This is a genomic window from Streptococcus jiangjianxini (assembly GCF_040225085.1).
Lineage (GTDB): Bacteria > Bacillota > Bacilli > Lactobacillales > Streptococcaceae > Streptococcus > Streptococcus jiangjianxini.
Window position 1 is genome coordinate 57,160 of sequence record NZ_JBEHGL010000008.1, and the last position, 18,174, is coordinate 75,333.

Genomic DNA, 18,174 nt, shown 5'->3' on the forward strand with positions numbered 1-18,174 from the left:
TTAAATTTTAAATATCAATGACGGAAGTGCCTTATGCCTGTGAAGACCATAGCAATGCCACGTTCATTAGCCGCATCAATCGACTCTTGATCACGTATAGAGCCTCCTGGTTGGATAATAGCCTTAATGCCTGCTGCAGCAATTTCTTCAATAGACTTCCTACGAAACTAGAAATCCTGTTCTTTGTTGATAATCCCAGCAATTAAATTCCTTGGTAATCCCAATAGATTACGATGGTTGGGATCAGTTGCCGGAAAGTCTTCGAAGATCTTGAATTTCGTAAAGATATTTTCTATCTTGATTCTCACAACGAATGGTGTTCCATTCCTCTCTCAATCGTTTTAAAATGTGAATCAACCGGATTAATCAAAGAATGTTTATCGCATCACGTTCAACACTATCGACATCCTGATTAACCAAATAGAGTTGAGCTTCCTAATAAAAACAAGGTTTCTTGAGAACTTTCCACACGCTTGTCAAAGACCTGGCAAACTTTCAATGGCAAAGAAAGCGTAGTTTACAGGCCCAGCAACAAGTCTTCCCTCTGTCAAGACAAGGTCAGTCACTTGCTCTTTTTCAGAAAAATAGGTTTTTCAGCCAACTAGAATAAGCTTTTTTCCAAACCAAACACATCATAAATCTGTACAATTTACAAATCAGACACGATCTCCCAAAGCAAATGGCTTTTAATGGTATTTTCAAACGATCTTATCTGCTATAACTAATAAGAGAAATAGAATTCCTAGAAAATTTCTAAACTATCAAAAACCTTATCTTGTTTTTCTGAATAAGGTAAACGGTCTAGCTTAATTTGACAATTCAAGGTTTGAAAAAAATTCTTCAAAAGAGTTACACTATCTAAGTATTGAAGAAAAGTTAAAAAAATATTCTACTCAAAAGCAAATTGACTATATTGAGCTTTTTGAAAAGATTATAAGTTTGAATGAATAATGAAAAAATTCATTTTTATAATACTTTTATCAAAAATGAATCGAAAATTTAATTGATGAGATATAAATAACAAAGAGTGTAGTTATATTGTTAGATCTTAGTGTAGTAAACAGATCTTTAAAATATAAGTATCTGAAATTAGATAAAATTTTGAGTTCTGAACAATTGAATAAGTATTGATATTAAAGATTTTTGAAAGTTATTTAATTAGAAGTTGTTCAAACCAAGTTATGCTCTTATGTTTAAAAATGGTAGATGAAAAAACGCCCTAGTTATTGTCTAGAGCGCTTTTTGTATATCCGAAATTCTAAATTTATTTCACAAAAAATGTAGTCAAAAATGTAGTCATTCGGTTGATTTTTATTGAAATCTACTGAAATTCAATAATTCAGAAATCCCATAAAATCAAGCTTTTTCGTCTCAACTGACGTGTAATGAATGATTACTTAACCTCAGTAAACACAACATGTTTACGCAATTTTGGTGAGTATTTTTTCAATTGAAGGCGGTCTGGAGTGTTACGTTTGTTTTTTGAAGTAAGGTACAAGCGTTCACCAGATTCTTTGTGTTCAAGTGTAATATTTACGCGCATGGTATCTCCCTTCTATTATTTAGCTTCGTTAGCTTTAGCGATTTTACGTCCTTTGTAGTATCCTTTAAGTGATACGCGGTGAGAACGTGAGTAATCTCCAGTAGTTTCGTCAAATTTTACAGTTGGAGCTGTCAATTTGTAGTGCGTACGACGTTTGTTTTTCTTCGCTTTTGAGGTGCGACGTGCAGGTACTGCCATGTTTATTTCTTCCTTTCGATATTAAATACTTCAAGGGTTTACGGATCCATCAAAATGTTACCATTCTTGGAGATAAATCTGCCCTATAAAATAGAGATGAATTCTCATCAACTATAGCATGATAACATATCTTTTTTGTAAAGTAAAGTTACTTGACACTTTTTTTAAAAAAGACATGTATAGTTTGCTAATATAACAGATTATAGAATAGTTATATTTGCTACTTGTAGCTAGCTTTGTTATGCTAGGGGTAACCTATATGCTCCGTAAACAGTTTTGCTGTTCTCTAGGAAAGAAAAAGAGGTAAGCCTATGTCCAAAGCACAACATCATTTCGATCATGTCGGTTCTTATTTACGTCCAGCCAAACTCAAAGAAGCTCGGGAGCAGTTTGCCAATGGTGAGCTATCACGTGATGAGTTACTCTGTATTCAGGATGAATTGGTCAAGGACTTGGTTCACCATGAAGTAGACAATGGATTGAAAGTTGTCACAGACGGTGAATTCGGTCGTTCTTGGTGGCACCTGGACTTTCTCTGGGAATTAAGTGGCTATGAAGCCTATTTACAAGAGGAGTCCTACAAGTTTCACGGTGCCAAAACGCGCACGACTAATGTCCGTGTAGTTGGTAAGATTGCGGAAAACCCTAATCATCCCTTCTACCGTGATTTTGAGTATCTGAAATCCATTACCCCAGAGGGCGTGACACCAAAAGTTACTATTCCTAGTCCTTCCATGGTCTTTCGGGATGGACGCAGTGATTTGGCTTTGGATTATTACGATAGCCGTGAAGACTACCTTAATGATTTGGCGCAAGCTTATCATGACACCATCCAACATTTTTATGATCTGGGCGCACGCTATGTGCAGCTGGATGATACGACTTGGGCATTTTTGATTGCTAAATTAAACGAAACTAGTGGTGATGAGGTTGATAACTACCGTACGCAAGCTCAAGAGATTGTGGACACCATAAATCAAGCTCTAAGGGGCTTACCTGATGATTTAACGCTTGCAACGCATATTTGTCGAGGAAACTTTAAATCAACCTATCTCTACGAAGGTGGCTATGATGCTGTTGCTAAATACTTAGGTCAACTCAATTACGACATCTTCTTTTTAGAATACGATGACAGCCGTTCAGGTGATTTCACACCACTTGTGGATATCTGGAATCATCGTGACCATGTGGAACTTATTTTGGGAGTTATCACGTCAAAAGATCCTACTTTGGAAGATGTGGACAAGGTGATTGGACGTTTTCAGGAAGCAGCTGTCTATGTACCGTATCAAAATCTTGGTATTTCAACCCAATGTGGTTTTGCTTCTACTGAAGAAGGCAATGTTTTGACAGAAGAAGATCAGTGGCAAAAACTTAAACTGATTAAAGCTATCCGTGACAAGATATGGGAGTAAAAGATTGAGTGTATTAGTTTGTGTACTTAGTCGTAAAAGTAGCCCTTAGTTATCACTTGATTGACGCATAAAATCCTTTCTAAAAAGCAAACTCTGGTCGTTAGTATCGGTATGTGATGACCTGATGTCGATGGTTCACCATATAGCTATATCAGTTAGTGGATGTACTTGTTAGACTTCGAAGCTCTAAACCGAAGGCACTGCTAGAAAAGTAAGACGACCCTATTGTTATAGGGACGGCAGTGACGTGATGGCTAGTATCGCTCTAAGTCATAAGACGTGTCTCCAAACAGATTGTTTGGAGATTATCTTGTTCTGATCACTGGTTTCACCTTTCTTTGAATAATATTGATTGGCGTGATGAAAGAGTTATTCCCGAACGTATGAAGAGGTCTTTGTTTTTGGAAAACAGTTTTTCATGGGAAATGTCAGTTTCTAAGTAGAAAATGTGTCTTGGTACCCCTGAAATAAAGGATCACTCATGCCATCGTGACAATGTTACGGCAATAGTTTGAAAAAAGTGAGTGTTTAGAAACTGGTTACAGACATTTTCTTTATGGGTAGGATGTGCTTTTTATGTCAATAGTATCGAAAATTTTACTTGTTCGTGGTAAAATAAGGCTATTAAGTCTAGAGAAAGGGGAGGTCTGGGGGCTGTGCTTGTGAATGTCGCATGCTCTGAATCTTTGGTGGCCAATGCAATCACTAAAATCTGTTACGGATCATGATTGTCTATTGACTCTGAATGGTATGGCCTCTGTATTTGATGAGAATGAAACTACAAAAACCTAAAGGAACCCAGGATATTCTTCCTGCAGATAGTGCCAAATGGCAATATGTCGAAAACTTTGCGCGTGAGACCTTTAAAAAATATAATTATGGTGAAATTCGAACACCAATGTTTGAACACTACGAAGTGATTTCGCGTTCAGTAGGTGATACGACTGACATTGTCACCAAAGAGATGTACGACTTTCACGACAAGGGTGATCGTCATATTACCCTCAGGCCTGAAGGAACAGCACCTGTTGTACGTTCTTATGTGGAAAACAAACTCTTTGCACCAGAAGTACAAAAGCCTGTTAAAATGTATTATATCGGCTCTATGTTCCGTTATGAGCGTCCTCAAGCCGGTCGTCTACGTGAATTCCACCAAATCGGTGTTGAAGCTTTTGGTTCAAGCAATCCCGCTACAGATGTTGAGACGATCGCCATGGCTTACCAACTCTTCACGGAACTCGGTGTCAAGGATATCGTCCTTCATCTTAACAGTCTTGGAAATACTTCTAGCCGTCAAGCTTATCGTCAAGCCTTGATTGATTACTTAACCCCGATGCGTGATCGTCTTTCTAAAGATAGTCAACGCCGTTTGGAGGAAAACCCTCTTCGTGTTCTTGATTCTAAAGAAAAAGAAGATAAGATTGCCGTTGAAAATGCGCCATCTATCTTGGATTTCTTAGATGAGGAGAGCCAAACGCATTTTGATGAAGTGCGTGCCATGCTTGAAGCCCTTAATATCCCTTACGTGATTGACACCAACATGGTTCGCGGGCTTGATTACTACAATCACACCATTTTTGAATTCATCACAACTGTTGAAAAATCAGAATTGACCATCTGTGCAGGTGGTCGTTACGATGGCTTGGTTGAGTATTTTAGTGGGCCTGAGACACCTGGTTTTGGTTTTGGTCTTGGATTGGAACGATTGCTAATGGTTATTGACAAACAGGGAATTGAACTACCAATTGAATCTGACATGGATCTATATATTGCTGTTTTAGGGGCTGAAGCCAATAGCAAAGCTTTGGAGCTTGTTCAAGCTGTTCGCAGTCAAGGTTTTACAGCAGAGCGTGATGTTCTCGGTCGCAAAATCAAGGCCCAATTCAAATCAGCGGATGCTTTTAAGGCTAAAACAATTATGACTTTAGGCGGCAGTGAAGTTGAGGCAGGACAAGTAACTGTTAAAAATAATATTACCCGTCAAGAGGTGACAGTAACTTTTGAAGAGATTAGCGAAGATTTTGCAAGCATTCTCCAGAGGTTAGAAGCATAGGATAATATTATTTAGACATCAAAATCGCTAATAATTTGTTCTTAAGTGATTTTGGTTTAGTCTTGGTTTGTAAGAGGTTATTAAAAACAACTATAAAAAGCGATTCGAGTAAGATTCCAGAAGTTTGAAATCTTGCTCGAATCGCTTTTTTACATGTACTTTTTGTTTCAAGTTGAGATGCTACCTGCTTATTTATTTGTAATACTATCAACGTGAGGAAATAAAATGGTGATTTTGTAGATGTTCTCATTGATTTCTTGCTGATAGAGTCCATGGTAACGGTTAACGATGTCTTTGATATTTCGAAGACCCAATCCATCATAAAGTCGTTGTTTTCGAGAGTGTGCTTCTTGAGGATCGAAGCTATTTTCTATGGCGATATATAGTTTCTCATTATAAAGATTGATGATAAGATTGATTTTTTTCTCAGTCGTTCTTTTGTTTCGGATGACTGCTGAAATGCTATTATCCAAAAGGTTTCCCACGATGATAGCTATTATATCTGTTTTTAGACGTGTAGAGGAAGGGATGAGACAACTGATGGATAAGCAGATATTATTTTCTTTGGCAGTTTGCGACTTTTGGTTTAGCAAGTGATTTAATATCAGTTCATTGGTAAAAAAGGTATCGTTAGTCTCGGTAAGTTGTGCTAGATTATTGTTGATGAGTTGCTCAGCCTCATCAAATTTTTCTTGCTTTAAGAGACCTATTAGAACGATATGATGGTTGTGTAGGTCGTGTTTTAATGCTCGGACTTTCAGGTGAGAATCCTTGAGATTTTGCATATTGTGGAGTTGCGCTTGAAATCTGATATTATCAAGTTTGGTATTGTAATGATTAGTATTTTGAATCATCATGTAACGATAGGTGTACAGAGAGATAATCGTTATTGCCATAAAACCAAAGGAGTAGATAAGGGTTGAGGCATCCAATTCGTAATGAGTTGAGCTATCAAATAATTGAAAAAAGAGTAGAGCACAGGTGATGGCAGGAATTAGCGATAAGCAGATAATCCAAGCCCCTTGTTTATAGTGGTTATCAGTATCACTGAGTTCAAACAAGAAAAAATGTTTTAAATAAAAACTCATGATGATGCTTAAAATGGCTAATAAGTTAATATAAATAAAGGTAAATGTCGCCGAATTTATCAAGGCATCCCCAAAGAACAGGGTTAGGCTAAAGCCTAGGATGGCTTCGAATAGAAGACCAATAGTTTGCAGAAGAATTGCCCAGAAAAGCCCTTGTTTTCTGCCATAATCATAAATAGAAGCGATATAGAAAGAAGTGAGAAAAGAGCAGATCACAGTGATAAGGGAAGCTAAGTTAGTCCTTAAGAAGCAGTTGGCTAGAACCTCAATGATTACAAGCACTCCAAGTGTGAGGATGGAGATGAGCTGGTTGATTTTTTGGGGTGTCGCTCTTGAGAAAAAATAGTTGATAACTAATATGTTGATGATAGCTGTATAGAGATGAAATAAGCCTTTAATAACCATTACTGTCTTTCAATTTCATTAGAATAGTATCTTGTAAGTGTCGTTTAAATTTTCGACTAACGGGCAGTTTGATAAATTGTGACTCTTGAAGAAGTGTAATCATTTGTTTTTCAAATTTGTAGAAATAGTTGACATTAAAGATATAGGAGTTATGAATTTGAATAAATTGTTGGGAAACTTGAACAAGAACCTCCTTGGTTGATAAGAGAGCAGTGTAGGTTTCATACCTTGTATGGATATAAACCTTTCTACCGTCCTTTTCGAAAAAAATAATGTCTTTAAGAGGTAATTTATAGTAGGCATGATTGTAGGAAAAGGTAAAATAGTGATTGGTATTTTCCAAAATTTTCAAGCTACGGTTCAGACACTGATAAAATCTTTCTCTATCAAGAGGTTTAAGCAGATAATCGAAGGTCTGTACGTGAAAAATCTGTTCCATGTAGTCACGATGATTTGTTAAAAAAATGATTATGGCATCAGCATGTTTACTTCTAATGTATTCTGCCAGTTCGATACCAGAGCTATCTCCCATTTCAATATCTAAAATAAACAATTGATAATCTGTTAGTATTTTTTCATACAATTTACGAGGATGTTCATAGACGTCTAATGAAAAATAGGAATTATTTGAGAATTTATCAAGGGCATCTTCAACCATTGAACCAACTCCCTTGTCATCATCACATAAAGCGATACGAATCATCAAAAATCTCCTCCTGTTTGAAAAAAATTTATACTATTGTACCAAATTTTACTTAAAAACGGCTATTTTTGACAGAATTTTCTATCGATTGGGAAGACTTGCTAAAATAGGGCTATCAATTGAGGCTGATTTGCAGGCAATCTACCCTGAGGTAACACATGATGATATTGTATTCGCTTTGGAATTATTAGACAAAGAAGGTTTTATAGAAGAGTATCAGGATGTTAACCTTGTTGAAGAACGGTATATGTCGAATGTTAATTATTTTAGACGCTATCTTGGTAGCTATGATGAAAGTTTAACTGTACAAAGAAAACTAAATGAAAGTTCAATTTTATTATTGGGTCTGGGGGGAGGAGGCTCTAATATTTTAAGTTTACTAGCTGGCATAGGTCCTAAAAAATTAACAATTGTAGATTATGATAAAGTTGAAAGTTCGAATTTAGGAAGGCAACTGCTGTATAAAGAAGATGATATAGGGAAATTGAAGACAGAAACGGCTTTAAGAGAGTTTCAGAAGATGAATTCATCTGTTAGCATAAATGCCATTACTAAAAAAATTACTTCTGTGTCTGATGTAGTAGAATTACTTGATGGCATTGATCTGGTTATTTGTGCAATAGACGAACCGCCTTTTGTAGCACAAAGAATAGTTAATAAAGCCATTGTTAAAGTAGGAGTACCTTGTGTCTTTGGAGGGTCGCAAGTAAGTAGGGGTCGAGTTTATAGTGTTATCCCCAAAAAAACAGGATGCTTTGACTGTCTAAATATCCATTATACAAAGACGTCTCCTAACTTTATAGATCAATTTATTGGCTTTCAGAAAATTAAATTTGATCCTCCCACAATAGCTTATGCACCTGCAATTCTTCAGTTATGTAGTGCTATAGTTGATGAATCAGTAAGACTTTTAACAAAATATACTGAACCAATGAGTTTAAGTACACAATTTGAGATTAATTATGAAACAGGTGCTTCGTTCTGTCATAAACCATGGCCTAGATATGAAGATGAGTGCCCAACTTGTGGAAAAGGAACTGTTTCTGAGTGGGAAATTTTTAATCATTATAATTCATGATGGTAAGAAGGAATAGAATATGAAGAATTGTTTAGCAGTGAGGAATATCTCTAAAAGATACGCTAAGGGGAAACAGTTTGCAAACAAAGAGTTGAATTGTGAATTCAACGAAGGAGAAATCACAGCTTTAATAGGGCATAATGGTGCAGGAAAAACCACCTTGTTGAATCAAATCATCGGTATAACAGATTCAGATAAGGGAGACATCTCCTATTTACAAGAATCGTTTACGAAATCTCCCAAGCTAGCTAGATCTTACACTTCAATGATGCCGCAAATGCATGCTCCTTTGAAAGGGGTAAGTGTGAGGCAAGCCATAAGCTCGATTGGAGCCATCCGAGGGATAGATCCAGCTGCTTTAAAAGATGAAGTTGATGATATTTTAGAGGCATTAGACATCACAAAATGGGAGAATCAAAAAGGAGAAAAGCTATCAGGTGGACTTAAACGCCTGACTTCATTTGCCATGGCGATTGTTGGTGCTCCTAAAATCATTTTGCTGGATGAACCGACAAATGATGTGGATCCGATGAGAAGGACTCGCCTATGGTTATATCTTAGAAAGTTGGCTTCAAGAGGGCATATTCTTATCATTGTGACACATAATATTTTAGAAGTAGAAAAATACGCTGATAAGTATTATATGTTAGAGCAAGGAGTAGTAAAGGCAAGTGGAAACGTCAAATCGCTTGAGAACATGGCAGGTCACTTAGTTCGTTTCACGGTATATTCTCAAAAAACAATGGAGAGTTTTCCCTTAGACTGTACTATCAGTGATAGTTTGGAGGTTTCAGCAAGGATTGAAACACCCGATTTACCCGTATTATTGACTTGGTTGCAGGATGCTATCATAGCTAAAACGATCAGTAACTACCACCTATCTACACTAGGCTTAAATGATTATTATGAGGTCCTATCCAATGAAAAGTAATTATCAACAGATACGAGGTTTGTTAATTTGGAGTTATGTCAGAAATAAATCTCTAATAATACTTTGTAGTATTGTCCAATTTTTCATGTCTATTGCTCTGATTTATGGCTATTCATTAATTGTAGAACCCAGAACTCTAGAAGCGCAACTTTATTTGGCTTCAGGTGCAGTGACTTTAGGTATGATAACAATAGGTTGTACCATTGCTGCGCAAACTATCAGTAGCGCAAAGCAAGATGGACTCGTAACCTACTTGAAAACCTTACCTGTAAAAAGAAGTTTTATTCTCTTTTCTGAACTGTTTATTTGGGCTATCGTTTCTTTTTTGGGTGTCATCCTATCTCTAATCACAGTCTTTGTAAAATTTCAATTTTTACCACAGCTGTCTATTGGGAGTTTTGGGCTTCTATGGTTAATCCTATTAACCATGCTATCAATAGGATTTGCCATTGCCTATTCGACCTCACCAAGTGCCATGTCTCTAATCACTCAATTAATCCTCATGATTGGCTTACTATTTTCACCTATAATGTTTCCCGCAGATAGAATACCTGCCTTTTTACTAAGGCTGTACAGCCTTCTCCCCTTTGTCCCTGCTGGAAATCTCATTAGGTTATCTGTCTATCAAGATTATCCTGTGGCTGCTCGTGACATTTTTGTCTTATTGTTTTGGTTGCTCTTGACGAGTTCCCTCTCAGTGTGGCAACTACACCGAAAAGTATAATCATCACTATAAATGATGATAGGGAATCCCTAGAGTAAAGGATTGTTTTTCTCAAAACTCCCCCTAAAAGGGTGGGGTTTTTAAGTGCTTTTTGCTATAATGATAAGGAATGATACGCAGGTCTTGCGTATGAAATACTGATATACGGAGAATAAAATGACTGAACGTAGTATGTATGCTGGTCGTGTTCGTAGTGAACACATTGGAACTGAAATCACCCTCAAAGGTTGGGTAGGTCGTCGTCGCGATCTAGGGGGATTGATTTTTATTGATTTGCGTGACCGTGAAGGGATTATGCAGCTGGTGATCAATCCTGAAGAGGTTTCAAGTGATGTGATGGCAACTGCTGAAAGCCTTCGTAACGAATATGTTATTGAGGTGACAGGGACTGTTGAAGCACGCCAGCAGGCTAACGATAATCTTGCAACGGGTGCCGTTGAGTTGAAAGTAAGCGCCTTGAGCATTCTTAATGTTGCCAAAACAACACCTTTTGAAATTAAAGATGGTGTGGAGGTGTCTGATGACAATCGTCTGAAATACCGTTATTTGGATCTTCGTCGTCCAGAAATGTTAGAAAACTTCAAACTACGTGCCAAGGTGACACATTCTATCCGTAATTATTTGGATGAGCTTGAATTTATCGATGTTGAGACACCAATGCTGACTAAGTCAACACCGGAAGGTGCCCGAGATTATCTTGTACCGTCTCGTGTTAGCCAAGGGCATTTTTACGCTTTGCCACAAAGCCCACAAATCACGAAACAACTGTTAATGAATGCTGGTTTTGATCGCTACTATCAAATTGTGAAGTGTTTCCGTGATGAGGACTTGCGTGGAGACCGTCAACCAGAGTTTACACAGGTTGATTTGGAAACATCATTTCTCAATGAGCAAGAAATTCAAGATATTGTTGAAGGCATGATTGCCAAAGTCATGAAAGATACTAAAGGGATTGATGTAACCTTGCCGTTTCCGCGTATAGCTTATGATGATGCCATGAATCTCTACGGTTCAGACAAACCAGATACACGTTTTGATATGCTTTTACAAGACTTGACAGATGTTGTCAAGGATGTTGACTTTAAAGTTTTCTCAGAAGCACCAGCTGTTAAAGCAATTGTCGTTAAAGGGAGCGCAGACAAATATTCCCGTAAAGACATCGATAAGATGACTGAATTTGCTAAGCAATTTGGGGCTAAAGGCCTTGCTTGGATTAAGGTAACAGACGGCGCTATTGCTGGTCCTGTTGCTAAATTCTTGACAACCATCGAAGATGACTTGACAGCTGCTTTACAACTTGAAGAGAATGACTTGGTGCTATTTGTTGCAGATAAGCTTGAAGTAGCTAATGATACGCTGGGTGCTTTACGTGGACGTATTGCCAAAGAACTTGACATGGTTGACAATTCTAAATTCAACTTCCTTTGGGTTGTAGATTGGCCAATGTTTGAATGGTCTGAAGAAGAGGGACGTTACATGTCAGCCCATCATCCGTTCACCTTGCCAACGAAAGACTCAGCTCATGAGCTTGAAGGTGAATTAGCCAATGTCCGTGCCGTTGCCTACGATATTGTTCTAAATGGTTATGAACTTGGTGGCGGAAGTCTTCGTATTAACGAAAAAGAGATGCAAGAGCGTATGCTTAAGGCGCTTGGATTTAAAGAAGAAGAGGCCTATGAGCAATTTGGTTTCTTATTAGAAGCGATGGATTACGGCTTTCCTCCACATGGTGGTTTAGCGATTGGTCTTGACCGCTTTGTCATGCTTCTAGCTGGCAAGGACAATATTCGCGAAGTGATTGCCTTCCCTAAAAATAATAAAGCGACAGATCCTATGACGCAGGCACCGAGTGTGGTTGCTGACAAACAACTTGAGGAATTAGCCTTACAATTACAGTAAAATGACTAAAAAAACGACTTTTCTTAAAAAAGTAAGATATGAAGTAAATGTTGTTGCAAAACGGTTTGGTTTGTGGCGTACCTTACGAAGTATCTCCAAAGAAAAATACGCAGAGAAGATCTCGGCTTCTCTGCTTTATGGTATGTTATCTAGTATCGCTGTGAATTTCTTTTTTCAGCCTGGCCATGTCTATTCAAGTGGTGCAACAGGTTTGGCACAAGTCATATCAGCCCTGACGGAGAGAAGTTTTGGTTATGCAGCTCCCATTTCCTTGACCTTTTATGCTATCAATCTCCCATTGTTGATTCTGGCTTGGTACACAATCGGTCATAAATTCACTGTCTTTACCTTTATGGCAGTTTCGATGAGTTCTTTGTTTATCCATCTCATGCCACAGGTGACTTTAACAACTGATCCCTTGATTAACGCTATTTTTGGTGGATTGTTCATGGGCTTAGGTGTCGGTGCTGGGCTTCGCTCTCGAATTTCTAGTGGTGGGACCGATATTGTTTCCTTGACTATTCGGAAGAAAACAGATCGTAATGTAGGTAGTATTTCCCTCATTGTTAATGGGGTGATTATGATTTTTGCTGGTCTTCTTTTCGGTTGGCAATATGCACTCTACTCCATGATAACTATTTTTGTGTCAAGTCGTGTCACTGATGCCATTTATACTAAGCAAAAGAAAATGCAGGCCATGATTGTAACATCAAGACCTGAGCGTGTGGTGGCTATGATTCATAAGAAGTTACATCGTGGCGTAACTTCGATAAATGATGCTCATGGGACTTATAAACATGAGAATAAGGCGGTGCTCTTAGCTATCATCACAAGGGAAGAATATACAGAATTTAAACAACTAATGGCAAAAGCAGATCCTCGAGCATTTGTTTCTATTTCGGAGAACGTTCAGATAATCGGAAGATTTAACGATGACTAAAGAGGCTGAGACTCTTTTTAACCCGAGGTTAGACATTGTATAATAAGAGGCAAGGCAGCCTGGGGTTGAATTGTTAAATAGTCGAAGGGATTTTCCTACTATGGTTTGGACTTTTTAATGATTATTATAAGGTAAAAGGAGCTACCAGTTCTTTTTATGACGATGAAATGAAACAGTCATCTTTGAAAATTAAGATGTTAAGAAGAGGTAATGGTATGAAATTTAGATGGCATCTTTCAGATAGTATTCATCTGGTTTGGATTGCATTAGGGACAGCTCTATATGCCTTTGGGTTTGTGAACTTCAATATGGCAAATCATCTAGCAGAGGGTGGTGTATCGGGGATCACTTTGATTTTACACGCTCTTTTTGGTGTAGATCCTGCCTTGTCGTCGCTACTGATTAATTTACCTCTCTTTGTTTTGGGAGCGCGCGTTTTTGGAAAGAAATCGTTGCTGCTAACGATTTATGGCACTGTTACCCTATCTATTTTCATTTGGATTTGGCAACGTATTCCGATGGAGCTTGGTTTACAAGATGATATGATGTTGGTCGCGATTGTAGCAGGTATTTTTTCTGGAACGGGCAGTGGAATTGTCTTTCGTTACGGTGCTACAACTGGCGGTACAGATATTGTTGGTCGCGTTTTGGAAGAAAAAATAGGGATGAATCTGGGTCAAACTTTACTGATGATTGATGTTTTGGTGTTAGCATCTTCTTTGGTTTATATTGATCTAAAGCACATGCTCTATACTTTAATCGCTAGTTTTGTTTTTAGTCAAGTGCTGACAGTTGTCCAAAATGGTGGTTATATGGTTCGTGGTATGTTGATTATTACCAAAGAGTCGGACAAGGCTGCGGCAGCTATTTTACAAGAAATCAGTCGAGGAGTGACTTATCTGCAAGGAAAAGGTGCTTATACCGGTCATGACTTTGATGTTCTTTACGTCGTTTTGAATCCTAGTGAGGTGCGTGAAGTCAAAGATATTTTAGCAGTACTCGATCCAGATGCCTTTATTTCAGTGCTTAATGTTGATGAAGTGATTTCTTCAGATTTCAAAATTAGGCGAAAAAAAGTCGACAAAAGGTTATAAACAAGAGGGCTGGTTAATTATAAACGAGGAATAATATGAAGTACGAGAGGAGAACATTCTGGTCTTCTCTTTTTAGTTTTTTAAGAAGAGTGGTTTCGTTGCTTGTTATTGTAGTCGTTATACTCAGTTAATTTCAAAAAGTAACTTTTTTGATCTTTTCTTAAGTAGTACGGACGGAAGCAACCTCCTTTGGAGTTTCATTTCTAATTTTTGAGCCTAGGTCTCAAAAATTCCGTTATTAGTGACAGCAAGACTGTCACTAATAATACCGCTACGGCGAAAATATTCCTTCGTTCGCTCTAAATTACGGAATCTTATTTTGCTATTTGATACATCGTGTTATTTTTTGATTTTGGATGAGTATTAGAAGTTTTTTCAATACTCAAAAAGCCCTATCGTCTCTGTGGTGGCATTTACCTACTACAGAAACGATAGAGCCTAGCCCTAGTTATCTAGCTTCTTTATTGGCATCGTAATCAACACCAATAATGGTGACATCGATATTACCACGTGTCGCTTTAGAGTAAGGACACACTTCATGAGCTTTTTCACCTAGTTCTTTAGCTTCATCTGCTGATTTACCATCAACAGAAACTTCGATTTCAACGCCTAGTTTGAAATCAGCGCCATCAGCTTTGAAAAGTTGTGTGCGTTGGGTAATCATTGACTTAGCTTTGATATTTTCTAGTCCAAGTACAACTTCTAAGGCACTGTTGAAGCAGGCTGAGTAACCAAGTGCAAACAATTGTTCAGGATTTGTACCATTGCCGTCACCTCCCATTTCTTTAGGGTTTGAGATTGTGACTTGAAAACTACTGTTTTCAACATAGCTAATACCGCTACGTCCACCAGTGTTAACAGCAGAAGTTTCATAGATTTTTTGATAATTTGACATATCAGTACCTCCCATATCTAATGTTATTATAACACTTTCAAGGTCAAAAGGCAGACTAGTTGTTTATTAAATTGACAAATCAGCCTTAGCCGCTCTCTTTAGCGAAAAAGACAGTCAGGTTGACAAGTTTGTAAAGGTAATGCTTCAAATCGCTTGTCAAAATATTTTGACAACCCTTTTTTATGTCGTATCAAAAAGATTTGGTAGAATAGATTTAATAAAAGCTATAGACTAAGAGTGACCAAGGAAATCAGGAAATTTGTAGCAGATTTTAGAAAGGAGGTATCACTTGGAAGTTGGAAAAAATATTAAAAGTTATCGCCAGCAGTTCAACTTATCTCAGGAGGATTTGGCGGAGAAGATTTATGTGACTAGACAAACGATCTCCAACTGGGAGACTGAAAAGTCCTATCCAGATGTTCACTCGCTTGTCTTACTTAGTCATTGTTTTAAGGTTTCCTTGGCTCAACTAATTGAAGGAGATCTCGAGAAAATGAAAAAAATTGTTAAGAAAGAAGATATCGATCTTATGGATTGTTATACCAAAAAGATGATGTGGGCAATGTTAGCTCTCTTGTTTACTATGTTTCCTGCTTTTTATTATTTAGATTGGTGGGGAATGCTAGTTTATCTTCCTTTAGCAGCTTTTGGAATTTATTATGCTCATAAGGTTGAAAAAATAAAGGACAATTATGATTTGAAAACTTATCGTCAAATTCTTGCCTTTAGTCAAGGAAAAACTTTGGATGAGTTAGAGACAAGAATTGAAAAAGCTAAGTACCCTTATCAAAAGCCTTTGATTGTTCTTGGTGTCATTCTAGCTTTTGCAGTTTTAGCCACTCTTCTTGCCTTGATTTATATGAGGTGCTTACCATAATGTAAAAAACACGCCCGTGGGGGTCGTGTTTTTTCATACTATTACATTTCGTTTGGTGCTTCAACACCAAGAAGACGAAGAGCTTCTTTTAGAACAGTTGCTGTCGCGTATGAAAGTGCTAGGCGACTATCACGTTCTGGATTGTCATCGAGAATACGTGTGTGTGCATAGTATTTGTTGAAACTTTGTGCTAAATTGATGGCAAATTTAGCGATGATTGATGGCTCATAGTTGTCCGAAGCACGTCTGATAACACGTGGGAAGTCTTGAATCAACTTGATAATTTCCCAGCTTTCGTTGTCAGACAGGCTGTAGCTTGCTTCGGTATTTGGTTTAAAATCAGCTTTACGCAAGATTGACTGGATACGTGCATGAGCGTATTGAACGTAAGGTCCAGTTTCTCCCTCGAAGGAAACCATGGTATCAAGGTCAAAGTCATAACCGTTCATACGGTCTGTTTTAAGATCGTAGAATTTGATAGCTCCGACACCGACAGCATGGGCGATAGCTTCTTTATTTGGAAGATCTGGGTTCTTAGCATCGATCTGAGATTGGGCACGCTTAACAGCTTCGTTGATTGTAGGTTCTAAAAGGATAACATTCCCTTTACGAGTTGACAATTTTTTACGCTCTTTAGTAACAAGACCAAAAGCAACGTGATGCATATCATCTGACCAGTCATATCCCATTTCTTTCAGAACAGCTTTAAGCTGTTTGAAGTGGGCAGCCTGTTCGTTACCAACAACATAGATTGATTTAGCGAAGTCATAAGTACGTTTACGGTAAAGAGCAGCTGCGAGGTCACGGGTGATATAAAGTGTAGCACCGTCCGATTTTTTAATCATAGCTGGGTGTTCGATACCATATTTTTCAAGGTTAACGACTTGAGCTCCCCGAGAGTCTTGGAGAAGGCCTTTTTCTTCTAAAAGATCAATAACTTCATCCATCTTGTCATTGTAGAAGGCCTCACCATTGTAAGAATCAAAATCCACTTCAAGTCCTTGATAGATTCGGTTAAATTCAACAAGACTTTCATCACGGAACCACTGCCAAAGAGAAACAGCTTCCTCGTCATTAGCTTCTAATTTACGGAACCATTCACGTGCTTCGTCATCAAGGGAAGGGTCGTCTTCAGCTTCGGCATTGATACGAACATAAAGTTTGAGAAGTTCTGAGATTGGATTAGCTTCAACGGCAGCTTGATCGCCCCATTTTTTATAAGCAACAATGAGCATACCAAACTGCTTGCCCCAATCCCCGAGGTGATTGATACGTACAGGGTTATAGCCTAATTTTTCCACGATGTTTGCTAAACTATCTCCTATGACAGTCGAACGTAAGTGTCCAATAGAGAACGGTTTGGCAATGTTAGGGCTAGACATATCAAAGACAATGTTGCGATTTTGGCCAAGATTTTGGTCAGCGTAGTGGCTGCCATGTTGAACAACCTCTGCTAAGACTTGTCCTGAGATTTTTGATTTGTCTAAGAAAAAGTTGATGTAAGGTCCAACTGCCTGTACTTTTTCGAAGTCAGAAGCATCGATTTTTTCAGCAACTTCAGCTGCAATCAGATTTGGTGCCTTGCGAAGGATTTTAGCTAATGAAAATGCTGGGAAAGCTAAGTCTCCCATGCTAGCATTTTTAGGTTTTTCAAGTAGTTGTTCAATGGCCTCTTGATCCAGGTCATTTAAGACGGCAGCAAGTTTTGAGGCGATTAGTTGTTTTTCAGTCATGATGTCTCCTTTGGTTTTTTGTTATTAACCATTTTAACATATTTTTTCAAAAGCTTAGTAGACTTTTTTGAAATTCTATGAATTTAGATAAAAGATGAAAAAATCAGCCTTTTTTGCTATAATTTAGGATGAGTCAGAGTAAAAAGGATACAATAAAAATGAATAAAATACAACGACATGCGGCAATTAAGCGTATTATTACACATCATCAAGTTGGTACGCAAGAAGAAATCAAGACTCTCTTGGAGCACCAAGATATTTTTGTGACTCAGGCAACCTTATCCAGAGATTTACGCGAGATAGGCTTAATAAAGCTGCGTAGTGACAAAGGGAAACTTTACTATAGCTTGAATGAAATGAATGCCAAGCATTTTAGTAAACGAGCTAGTGACTTTGTCAATAAGGTCTCGAAAGTTCAATTTATGCTTGTTCTGAGTACTAATTTAGGCGAAGCAGATGTTTTAGCCAATATTATCGATCAAGAAGACCGCGGTGATATTTTGGGTACGGTTGCGGGGGCAGACACGCTCTTGGTTATCTGTCAAAATGAAGAGACGGCAGAAGCGATTTACCAAGATATTTCAGCACAATTGTAAAA

The 18,174-nt window shown here is 37.9% G+C and carries 16 protein-coding genes and 2 pseudogenes; 10 read left to right on the plus strand and 8 right to left on the minus strand.

Translation table 11 applies throughout. The features are described 5' to 3' along the window. Positions 1 to 14: 14 nt before the first annotated feature. The 4 genes and pseudogenes from ABP870_RS04770 to rpmF all read right to left on the minus strand — a co-directional run. A pseudogene (locus tag ABP870_RS04770) lies at positions 15 to 155 on the minus strand (bifunctional phosphoribosylaminoimidazolecarboxamide formyltransferase/IMP cyclohydrolase); the annotation flags it as partial. A 167-nt stretch (positions 156 to 322) separates the two neighbouring features. Beyond that, positions 323 to 649: pseudogene (locus tag ABP870_RS04775) on the minus strand (hypothetical protein); the annotation flags it as partial. A 744-nt stretch (positions 650 to 1,393) separates the two neighbouring features. Next, positions 1,394 to 1,543, minus strand: coding sequence for a 50S ribosomal protein L33 (gene rpmG / locus ABP870_RS04780; RefSeq protein ID WP_001265622.1), 150 nt, complete (start codon positions 1,541 to 1,543; stop codon positions 1,394 to 1,396). A gap of 15 nt (positions 1,544 to 1,558) precedes the next feature. After that, on the minus strand, positions 1,559 to 1,741 hold the full coding sequence (gene rpmF / locus ABP870_RS04785) for a 50S ribosomal protein L32 (protein WP_018380522.1): 183 nt from the start codon (positions 1,739 to 1,741) through the stop codon (positions 1,559 to 1,561). A gap of 311 nt (positions 1,742 to 2,052) precedes the next feature. Here rpmF and ABP870_RS04790 point away from each other — a divergent pair, with 311 nt between their 5' ends. Both ABP870_RS04790 and hisS read left to right on the plus strand, forming a co-directional pair. Then, complete coding sequence (locus ABP870_RS04790; RefSeq protein WP_350014331.1) at positions 2,053 to 3,156, plus strand: vitamin B12 independent methionine synthase; 1,104 nt, start codon at positions 2,053 to 2,055, stop codon at positions 3,154 to 3,156. A 772-nt stretch (positions 3,157 to 3,928) separates the two neighbouring features. After that, on the plus strand, positions 3,929 to 5,209 hold the full coding sequence (gene hisS / locus ABP870_RS04795; protein WP_350014332.1) for a histidine--tRNA ligase: 1,281 nt from the start codon (positions 3,929 to 3,931) through the stop codon (positions 5,207 to 5,209). 188 nt (positions 5,210 to 5,397) lie between these two features. Here the strand turns inward: hisS and ABP870_RS04800 are convergent, their stop codons facing one another. Further along, positions 5,398 to 6,702 carry a sensor histidine kinase gene (locus tag ABP870_RS04800; RefSeq protein WP_350014333.1) on the minus strand — a complete coding sequence of 435 codons (1,305 nt, stop codon included), beginning with the start codon at positions 6,700 to 6,702 and terminating at the stop codon, positions 5,398 to 5,400. Continuing rightward, a complete protein-coding gene (locus ABP870_RS04805) occupies positions 6,692 to 7,405 on the minus strand; it encodes a LytR/AlgR family response regulator transcription factor (RefSeq protein ID WP_350014334.1) in 714 nt (237 codons plus the stop codon). The genes ABP870_RS04800 and ABP870_RS04805 overlap by 11 nt, the downstream gene beginning before the upstream one ends. 88 nt (positions 7,406 to 7,493) lie before the next feature. Between ABP870_RS04805 and ABP870_RS04810 the strand changes: the two genes are divergently transcribed. The 6 genes from ABP870_RS04810 (at position 7,494) to ABP870_RS04835 (ending at position 14,071) form a co-directional block, all read left to right on the plus strand. Beyond that, positions 7,494 to 8,483, plus strand: coding sequence for a ThiF family adenylyltransferase (locus ABP870_RS04810; protein WP_350014335.1), 990 nt, complete (start codon positions 7,494 to 7,496; stop codon positions 8,481 to 8,483). Positions 8,484 to 8,502: 19 nt separating this feature from the next. After that, on the plus strand, positions 8,503 to 9,414 hold the full coding sequence (locus ABP870_RS04815) for an ABC transporter ATP-binding protein (RefSeq protein ID WP_350014336.1): 912 nt from the start codon (positions 8,503 to 8,505) through the stop codon (positions 9,412 to 9,414). Then, the gene (locus ABP870_RS04820; protein ID WP_350014337.1) at positions 9,404 to 10,138 is read left to right on the plus strand and encodes an ABC transporter permease; all 735 of its coding nucleotides are present in this window, start codon (positions 9,404 to 9,406) and stop codon (positions 10,136 to 10,138) included. Before ABP870_RS04815 ends, ABP870_RS04820 begins: the two co-directional genes overlap by 11 nt. 156 nt (positions 10,139 to 10,294) lie before the next feature. Continuing rightward, positions 10,295 to 12,037 (plus strand): aspartate--tRNA ligase, encoded by a 1,743-nt coding sequence (aspS, locus tag ABP870_RS04825; RefSeq protein ID WP_350014338.1) that lies wholly within the window; start codon positions 10,295 to 10,297, stop codon positions 12,035 to 12,037. 1 nt (position 12,038) lies between these two features. Continuing rightward, positions 12,039 to 12,977 carry a YitT family protein gene (locus ABP870_RS04830; RefSeq protein WP_350014339.1) on the plus strand — a complete coding sequence of 313 codons (939 nt, stop codon included), beginning with the start codon at positions 12,039 to 12,041 and terminating at the stop codon, positions 12,975 to 12,977. A gap of 215 nt (positions 12,978 to 13,192) precedes the next feature. Beyond that, positions 13,193 to 14,071 (plus strand): YitT family protein, encoded by an 879-nt coding sequence (locus ABP870_RS04835; RefSeq protein WP_350014340.1) that lies wholly within the window; start codon positions 13,193 to 13,195, stop codon positions 14,069 to 14,071. Between the two features lie 448 nt (positions 14,072 to 14,519). On the opposite strand, the gene ABP870_RS04840 is transcribed toward ABP870_RS04835, so the two are convergent. Beyond that, positions 14,520 to 14,966 (minus strand): organic hydroperoxide resistance protein, encoded by a 447-nt coding sequence (locus tag ABP870_RS04840; RefSeq protein ID WP_350014341.1) that lies wholly within the window; start codon positions 14,964 to 14,966, stop codon positions 14,520 to 14,522. A gap of 289 nt (positions 14,967 to 15,255) precedes the next feature. Here ABP870_RS04840 and ABP870_RS04845 point away from each other — a divergent pair, with 289 nt between their 5' ends. Continuing rightward, entirely contained in the window at positions 15,256 to 15,843 is a 588-nt protein-coding gene (locus ABP870_RS04845; protein ID WP_350014342.1) for a helix-turn-helix domain-containing protein, read from the plus strand. A 41-nt stretch (positions 15,844 to 15,884) separates the two neighbouring features. Here the strand turns inward: ABP870_RS04845 and argS are convergent, their stop codons facing one another. After that, the gene (gene argS, locus ABP870_RS04850) at positions 15,885 to 17,576 is read right to left on the minus strand and encodes an arginine--tRNA ligase (protein WP_350014343.1); all 1,692 of its coding nucleotides are present in this window, start codon (positions 17,574 to 17,576) and stop codon (positions 15,885 to 15,887) included. Between the two features lie 158 nt (positions 17,577 to 17,734). Between argS and argR the strand changes: the two genes are divergently transcribed. After that, positions 17,735 to 18,172, plus strand: a complete 438-nt coding sequence (gene argR / locus ABP870_RS04855) for an arginine repressor (protein ID WP_350014344.1) — start codon at positions 17,735 to 17,737, stop codon at positions 18,170 to 18,172. The last annotated feature ends 2 nt before the right edge of the window (positions 18,173 to 18,174 follow it).

What these genes read in the sequence shown, in the direction of transcription:
- rpmG (WP_001265622.1), bottom strand. Translation starts at nt 1,543, where the DNA reads ATGCGCGTAAATATTACACTTGAACACAAAGAATCTGGTGAACGCTTG.
- rpmF (WP_018380522.1), bottom strand. Translation starts at nt 1,741, where the DNA reads ATGGCAGTACCTGCACGTCGCACCTCAAAAGCGAAGAAAAACAAACGT.
- ABP870_RS04790 (WP_350014331.1), top strand. Translation starts at nt 2,053, where the DNA reads ATGTCCAAAGCACAACATCATTTCGATCATGTCGGTTCTTATTTACGT.
- hisS (WP_350014332.1), top strand. Translation starts at nt 3,929, where the DNA reads ATGAAACTACAAAAACCTAAAGGAACCCAGGATATTCTTCCTGCAGAT.
- ABP870_RS04800 (WP_350014333.1), bottom strand. Translation starts at nt 6,702, where the DNA reads ATGGTTATTAAAGGCTTATTTCATCTCTATACAGCTATCATCAACATA.
- ABP870_RS04805 (WP_350014334.1), bottom strand. Translation starts at nt 7,405, where the DNA reads ATGATTCGTATCGCTTTATGTGATGATGACAAGGGAGTTGGTTCAATG.
- ABP870_RS04815 (WP_350014336.1), top strand. Translation starts at nt 8,503, where the DNA reads ATGAAGAATTGTTTAGCAGTGAGGAATATCTCTAAAAGATACGCTAAG.
- ABP870_RS04820 (WP_350014337.1), top strand. Translation starts at nt 9,404, where the DNA reads ATGAAAAGTAATTATCAACAGATACGAGGTTTGTTAATTTGGAGTTAT.
- aspS (WP_350014338.1), top strand. Translation starts at nt 10,295, where the DNA reads ATGACTGAACGTAGTATGTATGCTGGTCGTGTTCGTAGTGAACACATT.
- ABP870_RS04830 (WP_350014339.1), top strand. Translation starts at nt 12,039, where the DNA reads ATGACTAAAAAAACGACTTTTCTTAAAAAAGTAAGATATGAAGTAAAT.
- ABP870_RS04835 (WP_350014340.1), top strand. Translation starts at nt 13,193, where the DNA reads ATGAAATTTAGATGGCATCTTTCAGATAGTATTCATCTGGTTTGGATT.
- ABP870_RS04840 (WP_350014341.1), bottom strand. Translation starts at nt 14,966, where the DNA reads ATGTCAAATTATCAAAAAATCTATGAAACTTCTGCTGTTAACACTGGT.
- argS (WP_350014343.1), bottom strand. Translation starts at nt 17,576, where the DNA reads ATGACTGAAAAACAACTAATCGCCTCAAAACTTGCTGCCGTCTTAAAT.
- argR (WP_350014344.1), top strand. Translation starts at nt 17,735, where the DNA reads ATGAATAAAATACAACGACATGCGGCAATTAAGCGTATTATTACACAT.